Here is a 17,869-nt window from a genome sequence, read left to right on the forward strand (position 1 = left end):
ATGGATTTAGCAAAACAGTTAGAATTGTATATTCCCTATAACCAGCAGGAAGAAAAAGATAAACAGGTGATTTTAAAAGCATTGAATCTCAAGGATATATTTTTTAGAACAAACGAAATGTGTCATATTACATCCAGTGCATGGATCGTGAATTCCGATTTTACAAAAGTATTAATGGCCTATCATCGCATCTACGATTCCTGGGCATGGTTAGGTGGTCATAATGATGGAAATACCGATTGTCTTCAGGTGGCCATTCAGGAAGCAAAAGAAGAAAGCGGATTGAAAAACATTGTTCCATTATCGGATTCCATCTTTTCAATAGAAGTATTAACAGTGGATGGACATGAGAAAAAGGGAAGTTATGTATCCAGTCATCTTCATTTGAATATTACATATTTGCTGCAGGCCGATGAAAATGAAGAAGTGCATATAAAGGAAGATGAAAATAAAGGAGTAAAATGGTTTTTAATGGAAGAAGTTGAAAAAGTATCTTCTGAACCATGGTTTATTAAAAGAATTTATAATAAATTAAATCAGAAAGTAAAACAGACTGTTACAAAGTAGTAACAGTCTATTTTTTATAGGTTGAATAAATCTTTAAACCATTGAATAATACGATCCAGTAAACCAGAATCCTGAGCCTGTTTTAGTAAGTCACCAAAATTTTTTGAAAAAGATTTTGCCAGAGAATTCAGCTGGTTTAATACATCCTGACTGTCAATGGCAGACGTATTTGCGTATTTTTTTGCGAATTCAATGATCGCATTGATGTTTTCTTCCGTTAATATTTCATTCAGTTTATATTTCTGAATGATTTCATTTACAATATTCTGAATATCTTCCTGTGATAATGCACCATTTTTCTGTTTCTGATTGGCAAGTTCCTGTTTGATTTCCAGCATTGTCTGATCCAGTACATTGGAATCAAAATTTTCCTGTCCCTCATTTTCCTGAGCGATTTCATTTGTGATCTGCAATTCGTCCTGTGCCACTTCCGTTCTTTCTGGATCCAGTACTTCACCATTAGCTTCAAACGCTTTATAAACGCCAGTTAAAGCCGATTCACCGGTTACGCTCATTATGCTGGCAACATCGATTTCGCAATTGGTTACACCTGCAGTAATGGCTGCATTGGCATATTGTTCTTCCGTTATTTTTGTAATGTTTTCAGGTGTCAGGATATTGACAACGACACCACTCTTATCTGTTTTTTGAACCATAACAGATGAAATTAGACTTGAACCAGAAGATAAAGAATATCCAAGATATGTATTTACATCATAGGCATCAACAATCAGTTCATTGACATATTCTGAATTGGTTATATTGAATAGTTCAGCAGTTGCCTGAATCTGATTGGCATTAAGGCCGGCTCCATATACAACAGTGGGTTTTCCCCATTTTTCATCGATAACGTTTGTTTCAATCGCATGTACAGGTAAACAAGTACAGGATAATGTAACTGCAACAGAAGCAAGAATACTTTTTTTCATAAATTTCATAGTTTTCCTCCTATCGATATAAAAGAGTCTAACACATAGAAAGAAAATGTCAAATCCTATAAAAATAGTAGGAAATGCGTTGATAACAGATACCTACTAATGTAGTATGTAAGTACAAAACAAAGAAAAGAAGAGTAATGATTCAAATCTTTATAGAGATCTTTTGGCGAGTGGAAAGAAGAAAGTATGAATTATGAACATGGTCTTGGAGTTGGCTATTCGATAGGAGGGTAGCACGGGGTTGCCCGTTATCGCAAAAGGGTATGATAGTACTCGTTAAGGTTATTATTGAAAGATAATAATGAAAATAGGTGGTAACACGAATTGAACTCGTTCTATGGGATGAGTTTTTTTTGTTTCACAAAGAAGAAAGAAGAGGAAAAGATATGACAAGTATTTCAAGAAAAGACAGAAAATTTAAATTTGAAACATTACAGCTGCATGTAGGACAAGAACAGGCCGATCCGTCTACTGATTCCAGAGCGGTTCCTATTTATCAGACAACTTCCTATGTGTTTCACAATTCACAGCATGCAGCCGATCGTTTTGGGTAAAAGATGCTGGAAACATTTATGGACGATTAACCAATTCAACACAGGGAGCATTTGAAGATCGTATTGCAGCCCTTGAATCTGGAGTGGCTGGACTGGCTGTAAGCAATGGAGTGGCTGCCATCAGTTATGTGATACAGGCACTGGCAAAATCTGGGGAACACATTGTTGCACAGAAAACCATTTATGGAGGAACATCCAATCTGTTAGGACATACATATAAAAATATTGGAATCGATACGACTTTTGTCGATGCGCATAATTTAGAAGAAATTGAAGCCGCCATTCAGGACAATGCAAAGGCCATTTATCTGGAAACGTTGGGAAATCCAAACAGCGATATTCCTGATTTGGATGCCATCAGTGAACTGGCTCATAAACATGGATTACCTGTTGTCGTGGATAATACATTTGGAACACCTTATCTCATTCGTCCAATCGAACATGGTGCAGATATTGTGGTTCATTCGGCAACTAAATTCATCGGTGAACATGGAACGACTTTAGATGGTGTAATCGTAGATGGAGGAACTTTTGAATGGGAAAAAAGTGGACGATACCCATGGATTTCTCAACCGAATCCATCTTATCATGGAATCCGTTTTACACAGGCTGCTGGAAAAGCTGCTTTTGCGACTTATATCCGTGCTATCTTATTGAGAGATACAGGAGCTACTTTATCTCCATTTAATGCCTTTTTACTGTTACAGGGAACGAAAACACTTTCCTTACGTATAGATCGTCACAATGAAAATACTAAAAAAGTGGTTGAATTTTTAAATCATCATCCAAAAGTAGAAAAAGTTAATCATCCTTCATTAAAGAATCATCCAGATCATGAATTATATCAGAAATATTTCCCAAATGGAGGAGCCAGCATCTTTACAATCGAAATCAAAGGAGGACAGGAAGAAGCCTTTAAATTTATAGATTCACTGGAATTGTTTTCTTTATTAGCAAATGTAGCGGATGCCAAATCACTGGTCATTCATCCAGCTTCTACAACCCATTCTCAATGTTCACAGGAAGAATTAGAACAGCAGAATATTAAACCAAATACAGTAAGACTTTCAATTGGTATTGAAAACATCGATGATATTCTATTTGATCTGGAAAGCGCATTAAATCAGATATGAAATTTAAGGTTCAAAGACAAGTATTAGAAAAAGGCGTAAAGGTTCTGTTTGTTGTGATCGAGAATGTGGACAATAAAACAATCAGTGAAGAATATATTATGTATCGAAATCATAAAGTAAAGGAATTATATGAAAAATATAAAGACTTTAATGTGAAAGAAGATAAAATTTTAGAAGGATATCATCTTCTTCACGATTACATTCATGTTAAAAGAAGAAAAAATATTCCTGCCAGTGAAAATCTGATACGAATGTTGATAAAAAGAAAGAACATTGGATCCATCAATAAAATTATTGATCTCTATAATTTGATATCCATTGATTCTGCTTTAGGCGCTCACGATATGGATCAAACCGAAGGGAATGTAACCCTTCGGTTTACAGATGGAAGTGAAAATTATCAGCCTTTACAATCCGATCAGAATGTTAAGATTGCTCTTAATGAATATGCCTATATCGATGATTCCAATACGGTTTTATGTTGCCTGGAAATTCGTCAGGTAAAAAAGACATTAGTCAATGAAGATACAAGAAATGTGTGGTATATTGTACAAGGGAATGAATTTACTGATGATTCACAGCTAATGGAAGTTGCCAGTCAGATCATTGAGATAACAACAGCATATTGTTCAGGTACAGGAAAAATAATTATTCCTGATATAATTGATTTATAAAGAAAGGTTTTACATGAAAGAAGAATGGGTTAAAGGTCATTTTGGCTTAGAAAAAGAAAGTTTACGAATCACAAGAGATGGATTTTTATCTAAAACAAAAGATCCTTTTATGCATTCACCTTATGTCACAAAAGATTTTTGTGAATGCCAAACGGAAATCAATACAAGAGTCTGTTCCAGTCCAGAACAAGCCATTCAGGCTTTATATGAACAGATAAAATACATACAGAATACATTAGTCAATTTAGACGAACCGGAATTATTATGGCCTTTTTGTAATCCACCTTACATACGAAATGAAAAAGATATCGAAATTGCTGAATTTGAAGATCCTTCAAAAAAAGAATATCGTGAATATTTATCCAATCGTTATGGGAAATATAAAATGGCTTTATGTGGCATACATGTAAACTATTCCTTTTCAGAAGATTATATAAAAGAGAAATGGAAAGATTCAAATGAAGATTATTTTACATTTAAAAATCAATTCTATTTAAATGTTGTTCAGCAGGCGGCTAAATATGGATGGCTGATTACTATGTTATGTGCTGCCAGTCCTGTACTGGATTCCAGTTATAGTGAAAAAGGAGTGTTAGGAAAAACCATCTTTAATGGAATGGCTTCAATGCGATGCTCGGATTTAGGATACTGGAATTCGTTTTCACCTTATTTTGACTATTCTTCTATACAGAATTATGCCAGCAGCATTCAAAAATATGTGGATACAGGATTGATTGCTGCTTTTAGTGAACTATATTATCCCATCCGTTTAAAACCAAAAGGAATCAATTCGCTTTCTTCTTTACAGGAAAATGGCGCCAATCATATTGAATTAAGAATGGTGGACTGTAATCCATTAGTCAAAGAAGGATTGGATATCAGAGATCTTAAATTCATTGAACTGTTTCTGATATGGTTGAGTGAAACACAATCGGATGCGATGAGTCTGGAAGAGCAAATTCAGGCAGTACAGAATTTTAAAAATGCAGCTCATTATGATTTAAAAACAGTGAAAATCAGCATAAAAGGACAAGATTCATTTTCGGGAGTTAAAGCAGGATTAAAAATTATCGATCAGATGAAATTATTATTCAAAGATTGTAAATCCCAGATGGATATATTATCATTTGAAGAAGAAAAATTGGAAAACCCAGAAAAGCGTTATGCATGGATCCTTCGTAAAGAATATGAAAAAGACTTTGTTTCTAAAGGATTGAAATGGGCATTGAAACAACAGGAAGAAGCAATTTAAATGTGTGAATTATTTGGTATTTCTAGTGAATATAAAGTAGAAATCAATACGTATCTAAATGAATTTTTTTCTCATGGTCAAGACCATCCCAATGGATGGGGTCTTGCCATTTTTCATTCGGATTCTGTAAATCTGGAAAAAGAACCAGTCTGTTCCAATCAGTCTTCTTATTTAAAAGAGAGACTGAAATCAGATATATATGTAAAAGATGCCATTGCTCATATTCGTTTAGCAACCAGAGGAGTAGAAAAGTATGAAAATACCCATCCGTTTATTAAATCGGATGAAACAAAAAGAATTTGGACACTGGCTCATAATGGTACGATATTTGATAATGTACTGCTGGATTCTTATTGTGATATTCAACAAGGACAAACAGACAGTGAAAGAATATTATGTTTTATCGTTGAAAGAATGAAAGATTTTGATGAAAAAGAAAGATTTGATTGTTTAGATGATATCGTATGTATGCTTTCCAATCATAATAAATTAAATTTATTAATTTACGATGGTTCCATATTGTATGTTCATACAAATTATAAACACAGTTTATACAAGCTTCAAAAAGAAAAAACAGTGATATTTTCAACGCAGCCACTGGATTCCGATGATTGGAAAGAAGTGGATCTTTGCCAGTTATTTGCCTATAAAGATGGAAAAATGATTTATAAAGGAACCGTTCACAATCAGGAATATGTTGATAATGAAAAAGATATGAAATATCTGTTTATGGATTGGGCTTATTTATAAACAATCGATGATATTTTGATAAAATATTTTGAATACGATTGAGTTTTAAAATCGTTAAGAAAAGGGATAAAATGAAAAAAGCATTGGTAATAGGGGATTCAAATACATGGGGATACGATCCAAGAAGTTATTTTGGTGGTAAATATAAAAAAACATGGGTGGAGTATTTAGAAGTCCATGATTGGAAATTTATTTCAAATGGAATCAATGGAAGATGTCTACATGATATTTTGGATATGAAAGTATATGAACCCTATGATTTTATATGGATCTGTTTAGGAACCAATGATATTTTACAGTATCGTAAAATTGAAAATATTATAGAGGATATGAAAATTATTTTGACCCATTTTGAAAATGCAGGCATTCTTTGTCCACCTGTTATAGAAATAGTGGAATTCAAACAGAAAAGCATAGAATTGAATCAGGAATATATGAAATTAAAAGTACCTTGTATTCCATATGAAAAAGTAGAATTATGTTTTGATGGGATACATTTTTCAGAATCTGGACATAAACAGTTTGCATCCAATATTAATAAAATCCTAAATAAAAAGCTCTGATTTCTCAGAGCAATTTTTTTATAATGGTCCGGGTGACAGGACTCGAACCTGCACGCTTGGGGCATTAGATCCTAAGTCTAACGTGTCTGCCAATTTCACCACACCCGGATGCCCAACTATTTTATCATATTTTTGATATTTTGCAACTATTAATGTAAAATCGTTGGAGCACAAATCATTTCAATTTCATCCTGTAAATAGGTTTTTAATTTTTCAATCAATTCCTCTGTGATTTGAACACCTTGAATATAAATAGGTTCCTGTCCAGGTTCCATGATAAATTCGATTTGAGGAAGCTGAGACAATTCCTGTTTATTTGACAATTTTTCGATCTGCTTAAGAATCGGATCGGCCAGATATTTAATCAATTCATCTTCGTTCATGCTTTGATTATAATGAAAATAAAATTTGTTTTCAAGAATTAAGCACTCACCTTTTATTTTTTTGATTTTTTTGTATAATATACTAGAGGGGAATGAAAGTGAAAAGAACAGAACGAAAAAAACAACAATATGAAGAAATTGATGATTTCGCCAAAGCATTATTAGAAAAAAAGACCGAAATGGCTATATATAAAGATTTAGAAAATGAACAACCAAAGGTTACCTCTGAGTTGGAACGTTTAAAAAAAGAAGAAACAATGTCTTCCGCTCTGGATATGCTTCGAAAAGAAAGAGGACAGAAATCCATTCAGCAGGAAGAATTGGAATATTCTTTAAAAGAAGAACTGGAACAGACATTGGATCTAAAACGAACAGAATCTTTGTTTAAGAAAGATGAAGATGCTTCTTTAAAAACGGTTCAGGGAATCTTGAATGAAAATGCAAAGACAGAGTCTGAAGAAGAAAAGAAACCAGAAATAGAAGAAAAAGAAGAGAAAAAGACAGAAGAGACAAAACCAAAAAAAATAAAAAAAGAAAAAAAGAAAAAGAAGAAAAGAAATAAGATGTCAAAAACATCTAAAATTGTAATTGTTCTTGTATTGTTAGGACTTTGTTTAATGGGAGGATACGCTTATAAGATTTATATTTATGATCCTCAAAATGTTGCCAGTGAAGAACAGTTAAAAGCTTATGATCGATTGATTGCCTATGCGGATGAATTTGATATGATGTCCGATTCTGAAAAACTGGAATTATTGGATATGCAGAATGATTATGATGGCTTACTGGATAAACAGAAAGATGCCATTAATGATTATTTTAAGGACAAGGATCATGTTGGAAAAACATATACTCGTTTAATTAAAGAATTGAAACAGTTAAAATCAGATCTGGAAGATGAATCCAATGAAGGGTACCAGGCTTTAAAAGCTTATTTAGAAGGCTGGGAAAGCTATACAGATGCACAAAAGATGGAAGTTGTAAATTACAAAACAACTTATAGCGAATTGAATTCTGTACTTCAAAAGAAAATTGACGATTTGTCTCGTTCTTACTGCACAAAATCTTATACGTCACTGTATTCTGAATATTTTGAAAAATTGAAGCAGCAGAATGAGGCACAGATTGCTTCTTTGGAAGGTGAACTGGAAAGTGAAAAAACTGATCTTCAGGAACTTCAGACATATGCTGATTCTTTGCAGGCTGATTTGAAATACGCTCAGGATAATGGACAGGATACTTCTGAAATTCAGGTACAAATTCAGACAAATAATGATGTGATTTCTCAAACACAACAGAGAATCAATTCCATTCAATCACAGATTGATGCATTAAAAGCTCAAATACAACAATAAAGAATTGGATTTCCAATTCTTTACATGCCGACTTAGCACAGTTGGTAGTGCAACGCACTCGTAACGCGTAGGTCGTAGGTTCAAGTCCTATAGTCGGCACCATAAGACACAAAACCAATGGCATATCATTGGTTTTCTTTTATATTATGTGATAGTATACTCTCATGAATATTTTATTTTCCATTAATCAAAAGTTTATATCCTTAACAAAATTATGTATTTCTTCAATGATTCGATTTGATACAGACTTTACATTTTATATACTGCACCATGATTTATCTTATGAATCGCAAAGAGAAATCATCGATTCCTTTCCTAGTCAACAATTTCATTTTATTTTTGTTACAGAGGAATCGTTTTCATCTTTTCCTGTTTCCAATCGATATCCTTTAGAAATCTATTATCGATTGTTTGCATCTAATTTATTGCCAAATACTTTAGATCGTGTTTTATATATGGATGTTGACATTGTTGTGATCAATTCATTAAGGAATTTGTATTATACGGATTTTGAAGACAATGCATATTGTGCCTGTACACATGTAAATGAAGGACTCACAAAATTCAATTCACGTCGTTTAAAAATTGAAAATACAGTCCCTTATATTAATACAGGTGTACTTTTGATGAATCTTGAAAAATTAAGAAAGATTGTCAATTCAACTGAAATATTAGAGTTTGTGAATAAAAATAAGAATCGAATGATTTTATTTGACCAAGATGTATTAACGGCTTTATATGGAAATAAAACGAAAATATTAGATTATCGTCTTTATAATTTAAGCGATCGAATGTTAAGTCTTTATAATATAAAACATCCCAATGAAAAAATAGATATAGAATGGATAAGAAAAAACAGTGTGATCATTCATTACTGTGGAAGAAATAAACCTTGGAAAGAAAACTATATGGGTTCTCTAGGTATATTCTATTCGGAATTAGTTCAATAGAATTTATTGATTTTTAGGTATTGTTATGTTAAAACTCCTTTAAGGAGTTTTTTTATGAGAGATTTAAAAGCTAAGATTCAATCGTTAAATTCAACAGAAAAATTGATTTTAATGAGTATATTTTTACTATTTATCAATATTTTTGTTCAGGGAATATTCATTATTGGAATTTTAATTTATGCATTCAGGAAAAAAGAATGGATACAGGATATAAAAAATACACCGGGTTATAAAATATTGTATCCTTTTTTTCTGTTAGAATTGTTTGTGAGCTGTTTTTATAAGAATCTATATGGAATAGGGATATCCATTGGTTTGATTCTTGTATTTATGTATATTGCTTTTGTTCGAAATCATTTAAACTATAAACTCTTTCAGATTATAATTGAAATCATGATTTTAATGTCCTTCTTTATTAATCTGATTGGATTGTTTCAATTTTATCGTATTTCTATATTAAATGGATATTCTTTTTTTGATTTTCATATATTTAATTCACCAAAAAGAAGAATCTCCTCTACATTTTTAAATGCGAATTACTATGCGATGATTCTTGAATTCTTAATTGTCTGCTGTATGGTTCGTTTTGTGCAATGTAAAAAAGGTTTAGAAAAAATAAAATATGTTGGAATAGGAGTCTTTGATCTGGTTCTTATGTATCTGACAGGATGCAGAGCTGCTTTTCTTCCATTTGTTGTGATGGTTCCTGCTTTCTTGTTTTTATCAAAAGAAAAAAAGTGGGGATGGGCATCCATTGTTTCTATAGTTGCGCTTAGCGGTGTTCTGTTTTTAAAACCGGATCTGATTCCCCGATTATCGGATATCAGTACGGTAGGTAGTCGTTTTAAAATATGGACATGTGCTTTTCAATCCATTAAAGATCATACTCTTTTTGGAATGGGGCCTTTTTCCTATTCGATTGCGAATAAAATATACAATGGGCATCCAGCTCCACATTGCCATAATATTTATATTGATATGCTTTGTTCTTATGGAATTGTGGGAACAATATGCATAATCACAGCCTGTGTTTCTATTCTTAAAGATATTGTTAAAATTCGAAAATGGAATGAGCATCCTGAATATTTTGCGATGATTGTTGCTTTTATACTGATTGTATTGATTCATGGCATTATGGATTGTTCTTTATTAAATATTTGTACAGGAGTCTTTATTTTACTGATTTTAAATTGTAGTGTTTGTAAAATAAATAAAGTCTGATAAAATAAAAACAGGCAGACAGTAGAAAGGATTTTATGAAATCAGTTCTTTGTGTTTGTCTTTTTTTATGTTCTTTTTATTCTTTACAGATTTCAAATCAGTCTATTTTTCATTCCATTGAAAATCAGAATATAACATCTTCTGAAAAATCTTTATCTTATCTTAAATTATCAAAAGAATTGAATGAAAAGGAATTAAAATATAAAGCATTGGATTATCAGTATAGAGACACTTTAAAATGGAATGAGGAACAGATTGAACAATTAAAAAAGGAGTATGAACAGATTAAGCTGTTTCTGCTTTATAATCAGATGCATGAAGATCAAATTGAAATAGATATGGGTATCTTAGAACAGTATGATCATCTTTTAAGATGTAATGAGAAATATAAAGAAAAAATAGAATGGATCCAGAATCATATCATTGAAATAGAAGATACTTTAAAACAGATTCAATGGAAGCAGGAAGAATTATTCTTGAAAGATTCAAATTTAGAATTTTCAGACGATGGAAAGTACGATCCTTCAAAAATGATACAGGGGATTCAGTCTTTACCGCCATATGGCTCTTACATAGATCAGTTTGGTGACTCCTATCAGGCATGTTTGAATGGAAATCCTGAAATAGATGTGACAAGTGATTCTTTTTCAAAACCAATTTTAAATGGATATATAAGTGCAGGAACGTGGGCTTATCCAAATGGTAAAATGCATCTGGGTATGGATGTTGCCTGTGAAATGTATACAAAGATTTATGCACCGGGCAATGGAATCATACTTTATGCAGATGCACCAGAAAAGGATAATAGTGGATATTTAGGAAATGGTTCGGGATGGCCATATGGAGGAGGAAATACTCTGTGCATGATCGTATCAGTACAAAATCGTTTATATGGGATTTCTTTCTGTCATTTATCCAGTCAGATTTATGTTGTGGCTGGACAGCAGGTGAAACAGAATGATGTACTGGCATTAAGTGGAAATAGCGGAAATTCTTCAGGTCCACATTGTCATATTGAGGTATTTGAATTAAACTGTTCATTGGAACAGGCTATTTCCTATTTCTTAAAGGGAGCAGATTTCTCCTTTGGTACTGGATGGAATCAGATTGCAACTTGTTCCGATTATGCATGTCGTATTCGACCAGAAAGTATTTGGGGGTAAATATGGATTTATTTTTAAAGAGAATTCAGTCTTATATACCAGATGAATTTGATGCGTTTAAGGAAACGCTGAATCAGAAAATGTATCAGGGACTTCGTGTTAATACCAGTAAGATATCAAAAGATAAATTTATCCGAATATTTAAAGACATAGAAGGGCAGACCCCTTTTTGTGAAAACGGATTTTATATTTCAAAGTCTTTAGGAAATCATCCCTTTCATATGTCTGGCCTGTATTATTTACAGGAACCCAGTGCTATGTCTGTAGTGGAGTGCCTGGATATAAAAGAAGAGGATGTGGTTTTAGATTTATGTGCAGCGCCTGGTGGGAAAAGCTCTCAGATTGCCGCCAGATTAAAGAATGGATTTCTGGTATCCAATGAAATTGATGCAAAACGCTGTAAAATTCTGTTGTCTAATATGGAACGAATGGGATTTATGAATGTGGCCATAACCAATGTTAAACCAGAAACTTTATGTTCCGCTTTTCCTTCCTGTTTTGATAAAGTACTAGTGGATGCGCCCTGTTCTGGAGAAGGAATGATGAAAAAACATTCAATGGCTTATCAGGAATGGTCTTACGAAAATATTCTATATTGTCAGAAAAGACAGCTGGATATTCTGGAACAGGCGTATAAAGCACTTCGTAAAGATGGTATTTTAGTTTATTCCACATGTACGTATGCCAAAGAAGAAAATGAAGAAGTAATTGTTTCTTTTTTAAAGAAACATAAAGATATGCAGCTTATAGATATAGAAAGAAATTTTGGAAGAAGTGGATTAAAAACCGATGGATTGGATGAAAAAAAGGTAAGACGAATATTTCCTATGGATCATGGAGAAGGTCATTTTGTCGCAAAACTAAAGAAAATAGAAGGTGATATAAAATATCTTCCTATTTTGAAAAAAGAAAAAATCGATCCTCTAGCCCAAAAATTTTTAAAGGAACAGTTAAATTGGTTATATCCTTACATGCATACTGTATCCAATTCAATATTCTGTATGAATCGAGAATTTGTTGATTTTAAAAAAGTGAAATGCATTCGCCAGGGATTGTACTGTGGAGACATCATAAAAAAAAGATTTGAACCTTCTCATGCATTTTATATGAATAATGATCTAGAAAATATTAAACATAAGATCAATTTAGATTTTGAACAGGCCAATCAGTTTATTCACGGATTGTCTTTAGATCTGAAATGCGATAAAGGATATGTTGCTACATGTTTTGAGGGATATCCTTTTGGTTTTGGGAAAAGCGATGGGAATGTGATCAAAAACAAAATTCCCAAAGGACTAAGATTAATGGAAGGACAAAGTTTATATGGAAAAAAATGAAATTTATAAATATGTTGAACTGATTTTTGGAAGCATGCTTTTTGCCATCAGTATTAATTTATTTGTAACACCTAATAATATCAATTCAGGAGGGATTGTAGGAATTGCCCAGCTTTTTGATTTTTATATACCACATCGTTCCTCTTTTGATTTAACAGGAATCATAAATGGTTTGTTGAATATTCCTTTGTTCATACTGGCAATACGCAATATTTCAAAACAGTTCTGTGCCAAAACAATTTTAAGTGTCATTGTGCAAACCTGTATGCTGTCGATTCTTCCAAAAACACAAATTCCTGTTATGGAAGATTTGCTTTCCAATTGTCTGATGGGAGCTATTTTAGGAGGAATTGGAATTGGTTTCTGTTTAAGAAGCAGTGGATGTGCTGGAGGAATGGACATATTAGGGGTTTACTTTTCGAAGATAAAACCAGGCTTTTCGGTAGGGAAGCTATCAATTTTACTAAACGCAATTCTTTTTTCATTCTGTGCCTTTGCATGGAGTTTAGAAAGCAGTCTATATTCGATTATTTACGTTTCAGTAATGTATTTTGTCTGTGATCGCTGTCATTATCAGAATATCAATATTGCGGCTACGATTTTTACAAAAGAAGAAAAACTGAAAAACGAAATTATGTCTCGTACAGGAAGAGGTGTTACGTACTGGAATGGAAAAGGAGCTTATACCGAACAGGATCTGTATGTTCTGGTGACTTGTCTGAATAAATATGAAATTCGACGATTAAAGAAAATTATTGATGAAGTGGATCCAAATGCATTTGTGATTCTAAATGAAGGTTCGGGAATTACGGGAGGTTTTGAAAAGAGATTATAATTGATATTTATTGATATTTATTGTTTATAAAAAAAACGATAAAAAATAATAAAATATATCTTGTATTTAAAATAAGGTTATGTTATATTTTATATGCATTTAGGAGGAATACAAATGAAACTAGTAATTGACTCATCAGATATCCAGAAAATTAAAGAATTAAATGAATTATTGACAGTGGCTGGGGTTACAACAAACCCAACAATCATTACAAAATCAGGTAGACCAAGTGAAGATGTAATCAATGATTTAATTGATATTTTAAGTCCAGATCAGCTGATTTTTATTCAGGTTGTTAAAACAGACTTTGAAGGAATCATGGAAGAAGCAAAATATATCAATTCTTTAAGAGAAAAGAATATGGTTGTTAAAATTCCTGTTACACACGAAGGATTAAAAGCAATTAAAGAATGTAAGAAATTAGGAATTAAAACATTAGCGACTGCTATTTATACAGCAAATCAGGGATTTATGGCTGCTTTAAATGGAGCAGATTATTTAGCACCTTATGTGAACCGTATGGAAAACTTTGGAGATGGAATTGGTCAGGTTTGTGACTTATTAGATATGTTACGTTTAAATAACTTGCCAACAGAAGTCATCGCAGCAAGCTTTAAAAACACTCGTCAGGTTCATGAATTGTTTAAAGCTGGAATTCAAAGTGTAACGGTTCCTGTAGATGTTGCCTTTAATTTAATTGATCATCCAGCAACAGAAAGTGCAGTGGAAACTTTCTCTAAAGATTGGGAAAAAGCTTACGGACGTAATTCATTAGCATAGATAAAAAATAAGATAAAGAAAAAACCAGATTGGATTCATACCAATCTGGTTTTTTACTTTATAAAATTTTTGCACCGACAAATGCATATATGGACATAAGAATCAAAAACAAAACTCCATAAGGAAGAATTTTTGCTAACAGTTTTGAATCCTGTCCTTCTTTTTGAACCGCGCTTAAAGCGATGGCTATGGATTGAGGTGACATCATTTTACCAGCAGCTACACCCATCGAATTCAATGCAACGATCCAGTATGTGTTTGCATGCAGTGCCTGAGCAGCGCTGGCTTGAACCGCTCCAAAGAAGACACCAGAACTTGTTCCAGAACCAGTAACAAAACATCCCAATGCTCCAATCCATGGAGCTACGATTGGATATAGAGGTCCAGTTACACCGATGGCAAAATCTGCAATGGCAGCAATCATTCCAGCGTATCCCATAACTTTTGCACATCCTAATACCGAACACATTGTAATCATTGTTGCTTTCATTTGTTTCAATGTGGAAACAAAGACAGAAACGAAGTCATTCAGACTGGCTCCCTGAATCTTTCCTCCGATAAATGCAGACAGGAAGATCCAGATTCCTGGTGTATTGATCCATGCAAACGTCAAGGTATTTGGATTCTGGCCACAATAAATCTGTACGGCAGAAGAGAATTGTGACAATGCTGAATTAACTGGAGCAACCAGTTTGGATGTTAACAGTAAGAATACAAAAATACAAATAAATGGAGACCATGCTTTTACACATTCTTTTACAACTAAAGGCTGTTTATCTTTCTTTTCCATTTCATATTGTGGATCGGGTTTAACTTTAGAACCCATCAGAATCGTAACAAGTAATGAACATACGCTTCCAACCACAACGGCTAATTCCGCTCCTACAAAGTTTCCAATAATAATGGTAGGAATCAGGAAACTGATTCCCGATGCCAAAGTAACGGGCAGGACTCCTTTTAATGCTTTGAATCCTTTACCGGTTGCCATAACAATCAATATCGGACAAAGAAGGATAAATGGAGCCAGCTGAATTGCAGTGTAAAACGATAAAGTTGTATTTTCCAAACCAACTAGACCCGCTAAGGTAACCGTTGGAATTCCTATGGAACCAAATGCAGTCGGTACACCATTGGCAATTAAACAGACCAGACAAGAAAAAATTGGATCAAATCCCATTGCATACAGCATTCCTGCCGGAATGGCAATAGCTGTTCCAAAGCCGGCCATACCTTCCATAAATCCACCGAAACACCACGCAAGAATCAAAATCAGAATACGTTTGTCATTTGTGACAGAACTCAACATATGTTTGATTACTTCCATAGCTCCAGTTTTTAATGTCAGATTGTATGTGAACATAGCAGCAATAATAACCAGAATAATTGGCCAGGCTGCATTGGCAAATCCTTCCAGGGTTGCGGTTAATACATTCATAAATGGCAATTTCCATACAAATAAAGCCAGAAGAATCGCGACAGCTAAGGATCCCATTGCAGCTTTAAAAGTTGGCATTTTCAATACAATCAAAGCAACAATAAGCCAGATAATTGGGAGCAATCCCAATAGAAAATATATAAATCCCATAATCTTTCTCCTTTACGAATCAAATTATAACAAATATTAATAAAGTTCAATAAAAAATATGATTTTTTTAGGAAAAGAATTGGATTTTACGTATAAATGTTGTAAGATAGTGGTACAAAGTAGCATTTTGTGTTGAATAGTGGGGGGTGAAACACATGTTCATGGGCGAATTTGAGCACAATATTGATCGTAAGGGGCGATTGATTATGCCAGCGAAATTTCGTGAAGAGCTTGGTGAACGTGTGGTTGTCAACCGTGGATTGGATGGATGTCTGTATGTATATACCATGGAAGAATGGGAAAAAGTATACGCAAAGCTTTCATCACTTCCTTCTACTAAAAAAGATGCGCGTATGTATCAACGTATGATGTTATCAAAGGCATCGGAGTGTGAAATGGATAGTCAGGGTAGAATTTTGATCCCATCGTCTTTAATATCTCTGGCTGGCTTAGAAAAGGAATGTCTGATTATTGGGGTTGCCAATCATTTAGAAATCTGGGCTAAATCCAATTGGGAAAAATTGGAAGAGGAGCAGGATGGATTATTTGAAGAAGTGGCTGAAAATATTACAGACTTATTTGGGTAAATGGAACACATTAGCGTTTTGTTAAATGAAACCATTGATATGTTACATATAAAAGATGATGGAATTTATGTGGACTGTACTCTTGGCAGAGGGGGCCATAGTGCAGAAATATTAAAAAGATGTAAAAAAGGACACTTATACGCAATCGATTGTGATAAACAGGCTATTAAAGAAAGCCAGGATCGTTTATCACAATATGGGAACAATTTCACTTGTGTTCATGATGTTTTTCAGAATTTAAAAGAAATCCTTGATTCAATGGGGGTTGAATCTGTGGATGGTATTTTGCTGGATTTAGGTGTTTCGTCTCCACAATTCGATGATGAAAAAAGGGGTTTTAGTTATCGAATGGATGCCAGACTGGACATGAGGATGAATCAGGAACAGGAGTTGGATGCCTGGAAAGTTGTAAATGAATATACTTTACAGGAACTTACAAGAATTTTTAAAGAATATGGTGAAGATCCATTTGCGTATAAAATTGCTTGTCAAATTGAGAAAGCTCGACAAGAAAAACCGATTGATACTACCTTTGAATTAGTCGATGTCATTAAAAGTGCTTTACCACAGAAAGTATTAAATAAAAAAGGACATCCAGCAAAGCGTATCTTTCAGGCGATTCGAATTGAAGTCAATCATGAATTGGATCAGCTTTCAATTGTTTTAAAAGAGGGGTTAAAACGATTGAAACCACAAGGAAGAATGGTTGTGATTACATTTCATTCTTTAGAAGATCGAATGGTAAAAAATATTTTTAAAGAAGTGGCTGTTCCTAAAAAAGTGGACAAGCGTTTACCAGAATTAAGGATAGAAAAATTAGATTATCAATTAATAAATAGAAAACCGGTTATGGCAACAGAAAAAGAGCTGAATGATAATAACAGGGCACATAGTGCAAAGCTCAGGGGAATAGAAAGGATGCGTTGATATGCGAAAAAATAAGAAAAAGAATAATAAAAGAAAATTAAGAAAAGATATTTGGATTTTTGGCCTGTTCGTAATATCAGCGGCATTCTTCTTTGGTACAAGAGTAGGTTTGAAGTCATATAATATTATGCTTCAGATGAAAGAACAGGAATTGGCTGCCCAGGTAAATGAAAAACAGGAACTGGTCAGCGAACTGGAAAATGAGGTCAATAATCTGCAAAATAAAACTCGTTTGTTAGGAATGCTTGACAGTTCCGTAAAAGACAATCAAAATAATATCTATATTATGGAAAATAAATAGATAGGTGGATGTCA

Annotated in this window: 20 protein-coding genes, 2 tRNA genes and 1 other annotated feature; of the genes, 18 read left to right on the forward strand and 4 right to left on the reverse strand. The window is 33.3% G+C overall.

Annotated features, from left to right (window positions below):
* Positions 1–567, forward strand: a complete 567-nt coding sequence (locus tag FYJ50_RS04095; RefSeq protein ID WP_154459756.1) for an NUDIX hydrolase — start codon at positions 1–3, stop codon at positions 565–567.
* 14 nt (positions 568–581) lie between these two features.
* Here the strand turns inward: FYJ50_RS04095 and FYJ50_RS04100 are convergent, their stop codons facing one another.
* A complete protein-coding gene (locus tag FYJ50_RS04100; RefSeq protein WP_154459758.1) occupies positions 582–1,505 on the reverse strand; it encodes a DUF1002 domain-containing protein in 924 nt (307 codons plus the stop codon).
* Between the two features lie 113 nt (positions 1,506–1,618).
* Positions 1,619–1,846 (forward strand) — a binding site (T-box leader).
* Positions 1,847–1,858: 12 nt separating this feature from the next.
* Here FYJ50_RS04100 and FYJ50_RS10790 point away from each other — a divergent pair.
* The 6 genes from FYJ50_RS10790 (at position 1,859) to FYJ50_RS04125 (ending at position 6,431) form a co-directional block, all read left to right on the forward strand.
* Complete coding sequence (locus FYJ50_RS10790; RefSeq protein ID WP_277352320.1) at positions 1,859–2,059, forward strand: PLP-dependent transferase; 201 nt, start codon at positions 1,859–1,861, stop codon at positions 2,057–2,059.
* A gap of 14 nt (positions 2,060–2,073) precedes the next feature.
* Positions 2,074–3,192: an O-acetylhomoserine aminocarboxypropyltransferase/cysteine synthase family protein gene (locus tag FYJ50_RS04105; protein ID WP_338082995.1), complete on the forward strand. Its 1,119-nt coding sequence runs from the start codon at positions 2,074–2,076 to the stop codon at positions 3,190–3,192.
* A complete protein-coding gene (locus FYJ50_RS04110) occupies positions 3,189–3,866 on the forward strand; it encodes a B3/B4 domain-containing protein (RefSeq protein WP_154459760.1) in 678 nt (225 codons plus the stop codon). Before FYJ50_RS04105 ends, FYJ50_RS04110 begins: the two co-directional genes overlap by 4 nt.
* A gap of 13 nt (positions 3,867–3,879) precedes the next feature.
* The gene (locus FYJ50_RS04115; RefSeq protein ID WP_205946414.1) at positions 3,880–5,118 is read left to right on the forward strand and encodes a hypothetical protein; all 1,239 of its coding nucleotides are present in this window, start codon (positions 3,880–3,882) and stop codon (positions 5,116–5,118) included.
* Entirely contained in the window at positions 5,119–5,868 is a 750-nt protein-coding gene (locus FYJ50_RS04120) for a class II glutamine amidotransferase (protein WP_154459763.1), read from the forward strand.
* 71 nt (positions 5,869–5,939) lie between these two features.
* Positions 5,940–6,431, forward strand: a complete 492-nt coding sequence (locus FYJ50_RS04125; RefSeq protein WP_154459765.1) for an SGNH/GDSL hydrolase family protein — start codon at positions 5,940–5,942, stop codon at positions 6,429–6,431.
* 24 nt (positions 6,432–6,455) lie between these two features.
* Here FYJ50_RS04125 and FYJ50_RS04130 read toward each other — a convergent pair.
* Both FYJ50_RS04130 and FYJ50_RS04135 read right to left on the reverse strand, forming a co-directional pair.
* A tRNA-Leu gene (locus FYJ50_RS04130) sits at positions 6,456–6,539 on the reverse strand.
* A gap of 41 nt (positions 6,540–6,580) precedes the next feature.
* Positions 6,581–6,814, reverse strand: coding sequence for a hypothetical protein (locus tag FYJ50_RS04135; RefSeq protein WP_154459766.1), 234 nt, complete (start codon positions 6,812–6,814; stop codon positions 6,581–6,583).
* A 98-nt stretch (positions 6,815–6,912) separates the two neighbouring features.
* Here FYJ50_RS04135 and FYJ50_RS04140 point away from each other — a divergent pair, with 98 nt between their 5' ends.
* The 8 genes from FYJ50_RS04140 to FYJ50_RS04175 all read left to right on the forward strand — a co-directional run bounded on the left by FYJ50_RS04140 (position 6,913) and on the right by FYJ50_RS04175 (position 14,455).
* Positions 6,913–8,169 (forward strand): hypothetical protein, encoded by a 1,257-nt coding sequence (locus FYJ50_RS04140; RefSeq protein WP_154459768.1) that lies wholly within the window; start codon positions 6,913–6,915, stop codon positions 8,167–8,169.
* A gap of 26 nt (positions 8,170–8,195) precedes the next feature.
* Positions 8,196–8,271, forward strand: a tRNA-Thr gene (locus tag FYJ50_RS04145).
* Positions 8,272–8,333: 62 nt separating this feature from the next.
* Positions 8,334–9,119, forward strand: coding sequence for a glycosyltransferase family 8 protein (locus tag FYJ50_RS04150; RefSeq protein WP_154459770.1), 786 nt, complete (start codon positions 8,334–8,336; stop codon positions 9,117–9,119).
* Positions 9,120–9,173: 54 nt separating this feature from the next.
* Complete coding sequence (locus FYJ50_RS04155; protein WP_154459772.1) at positions 9,174–10,340, forward strand: O-antigen ligase family protein; 1,167 nt, start codon at positions 9,174–9,176, stop codon at positions 10,338–10,340.
* Positions 10,341–10,375: 35 nt separating this feature from the next.
* Positions 10,376–11,503, forward strand: coding sequence for a M23 family metallopeptidase (locus FYJ50_RS04160; RefSeq protein ID WP_154459773.1), 1,128 nt, complete (start codon positions 10,376–10,378; stop codon positions 11,501–11,503).
* Positions 11,504–11,505: 2 nt separating this feature from the next.
* Positions 11,506–12,840 carry an RsmB/NOP family class I SAM-dependent RNA methyltransferase gene (locus tag FYJ50_RS04165; protein WP_154459775.1) on the forward strand — a complete coding sequence of 445 codons (1,335 nt, stop codon included), beginning with the start codon at positions 11,506–11,508 and terminating at the stop codon, positions 12,838–12,840.
* Complete coding sequence (locus FYJ50_RS04170) at positions 12,827–13,675, forward strand: YitT family protein (protein WP_154459777.1); 849 nt, start codon at positions 12,827–12,829, stop codon at positions 13,673–13,675. The genes FYJ50_RS04165 and FYJ50_RS04170 overlap by 14 nt, the downstream gene beginning before the upstream one ends.
* A gap of 114 nt (positions 13,676–13,789) precedes the next feature.
* Positions 13,790–14,455, forward strand: coding sequence for a transaldolase family protein (locus tag FYJ50_RS04175; protein ID WP_154459779.1), 666 nt, complete (start codon positions 13,790–13,792; stop codon positions 14,453–14,455).
* A 58-nt stretch (positions 14,456–14,513) separates the two neighbouring features.
* On the opposite strand, the gene FYJ50_RS04180 is transcribed toward FYJ50_RS04175, so the two are convergent.
* Complete coding sequence (locus FYJ50_RS04180; RefSeq protein WP_154459780.1) at positions 14,514–16,040, reverse strand: L-lactate permease; 1,527 nt, start codon at positions 16,038–16,040, stop codon at positions 14,514–14,516.
* 155 nt (positions 16,041–16,195) lie between these two features.
* Between FYJ50_RS04180 and mraZ the strand changes: the two genes are divergently transcribed.
* From mraZ to FYJ50_RS04195, 3 genes are read left to right on the forward strand one after another with little or no spacing between them, the layout of a single operon-like run.
* A complete protein-coding gene (mraZ, locus tag FYJ50_RS04185) occupies positions 16,196–16,627 on the forward strand; it encodes a division/cell wall cluster transcriptional repressor MraZ (protein ID WP_154459781.1) in 432 nt (143 codons plus the stop codon).
* Positions 16,628–17,554, forward strand: coding sequence for a 16S rRNA (cytosine(1402)-N(4))-methyltransferase RsmH (gene rsmH / locus FYJ50_RS04190; RefSeq protein ID WP_154459783.1), 927 nt, complete (start codon positions 16,628–16,630; stop codon positions 17,552–17,554).
* Position 17,555: 1 nt separating this feature from the next.
* Positions 17,556–17,855, forward strand: coding sequence for a cell division protein FtsL (locus tag FYJ50_RS04195; protein WP_154459784.1), 300 nt, complete (start codon positions 17,556–17,558; stop codon positions 17,853–17,855).
* Positions 17,856–17,869 lie beyond the last annotated feature (14 nt).

The organism is Floccifex porci (assembly GCF_009696175.1).
Taxonomy (GTDB): Bacteria; Bacillota_I; Bacilli_A; order Erysipelotrichales; family Erysipelotrichaceae; genus Floccifex; species Floccifex porci.

Coding starts and splice junctions, on each gene's coding strand:
- FYJ50_RS04095 (WP_154459756.1), top strand. CDS start 1: ATGGATTTAGCAAAACAGTTAGAATTGTATATTCCCTATAACCAGCAG.
- FYJ50_RS04100 (WP_154459758.1), bottom strand. CDS start 1,505: ATGAAATTTATGAAAAAAAGTATTCTTGCTTCTGTTGCAGTTACATTA.
- FYJ50_RS04110 (WP_154459760.1), top strand. CDS start 3,189: ATGAAATTTAAGGTTCAAAGACAAGTATTAGAAAAAGGCGTAAAGGTT.
- FYJ50_RS04115 (WP_205946414.1), top strand. CDS start 3,880: ATGAAAGAAGAATGGGTTAAAGGTCATTTTGGCTTAGAAAAAGAAAGT.
- FYJ50_RS04120 (WP_154459763.1), top strand. CDS start 5,119: ATGTGTGAATTATTTGGTATTTCTAGTGAATATAAAGTAGAAATCAAT.
- FYJ50_RS04125 (WP_154459765.1), top strand. CDS start 5,940: ATGAAAAAAGCATTGGTAATAGGGGATTCAAATACATGGGGATACGAT.
- FYJ50_RS04135 (WP_154459766.1), bottom strand. CDS start 6,814: ATGAACGAAGATGAATTGATTAAATATCTGGCCGATCCGATTCTTAAG.
- FYJ50_RS04150 (WP_154459770.1), top strand. CDS start 8,334: ATGAATATTTTATTTTCCATTAATCAAAAGTTTATATCCTTAACAAAA.
- FYJ50_RS04155 (WP_154459772.1), top strand. CDS start 9,174: ATGAGAGATTTAAAAGCTAAGATTCAATCGTTAAATTCAACAGAAAAA.
- FYJ50_RS04160 (WP_154459773.1), top strand. CDS start 10,376: ATGAAATCAGTTCTTTGTGTTTGTCTTTTTTTATGTTCTTTTTATTCT.
- FYJ50_RS04165 (WP_154459775.1), top strand. CDS start 11,506: ATGGATTTATTTTTAAAGAGAATTCAGTCTTATATACCAGATGAATTT.
- FYJ50_RS04170 (WP_154459777.1), top strand. CDS start 12,827: ATGGAAAAAAATGAAATTTATAAATATGTTGAACTGATTTTTGGAAGC.
- FYJ50_RS04175 (WP_154459779.1), top strand. CDS start 13,790: ATGAAACTAGTAATTGACTCATCAGATATCCAGAAAATTAAAGAATTA.
- FYJ50_RS04180 (WP_154459780.1), bottom strand. CDS start 16,040: ATGGGATTTATATATTTTCTATTGGGATTGCTCCCAATTATCTGGCTT.
- mraZ (WP_154459781.1), top strand. CDS start 16,196: ATGTTCATGGGCGAATTTGAGCACAATATTGATCGTAAGGGGCGATTG.
- rsmH (WP_154459783.1), top strand. CDS start 16,628: ATGGAACACATTAGCGTTTTGTTAAATGAAACCATTGATATGTTACAT.
- FYJ50_RS04195 (WP_154459784.1), top strand. CDS start 17,556: ATGCGAAAAAATAAGAAAAAGAATAATAAAAGAAAATTAAGAAAAGAT.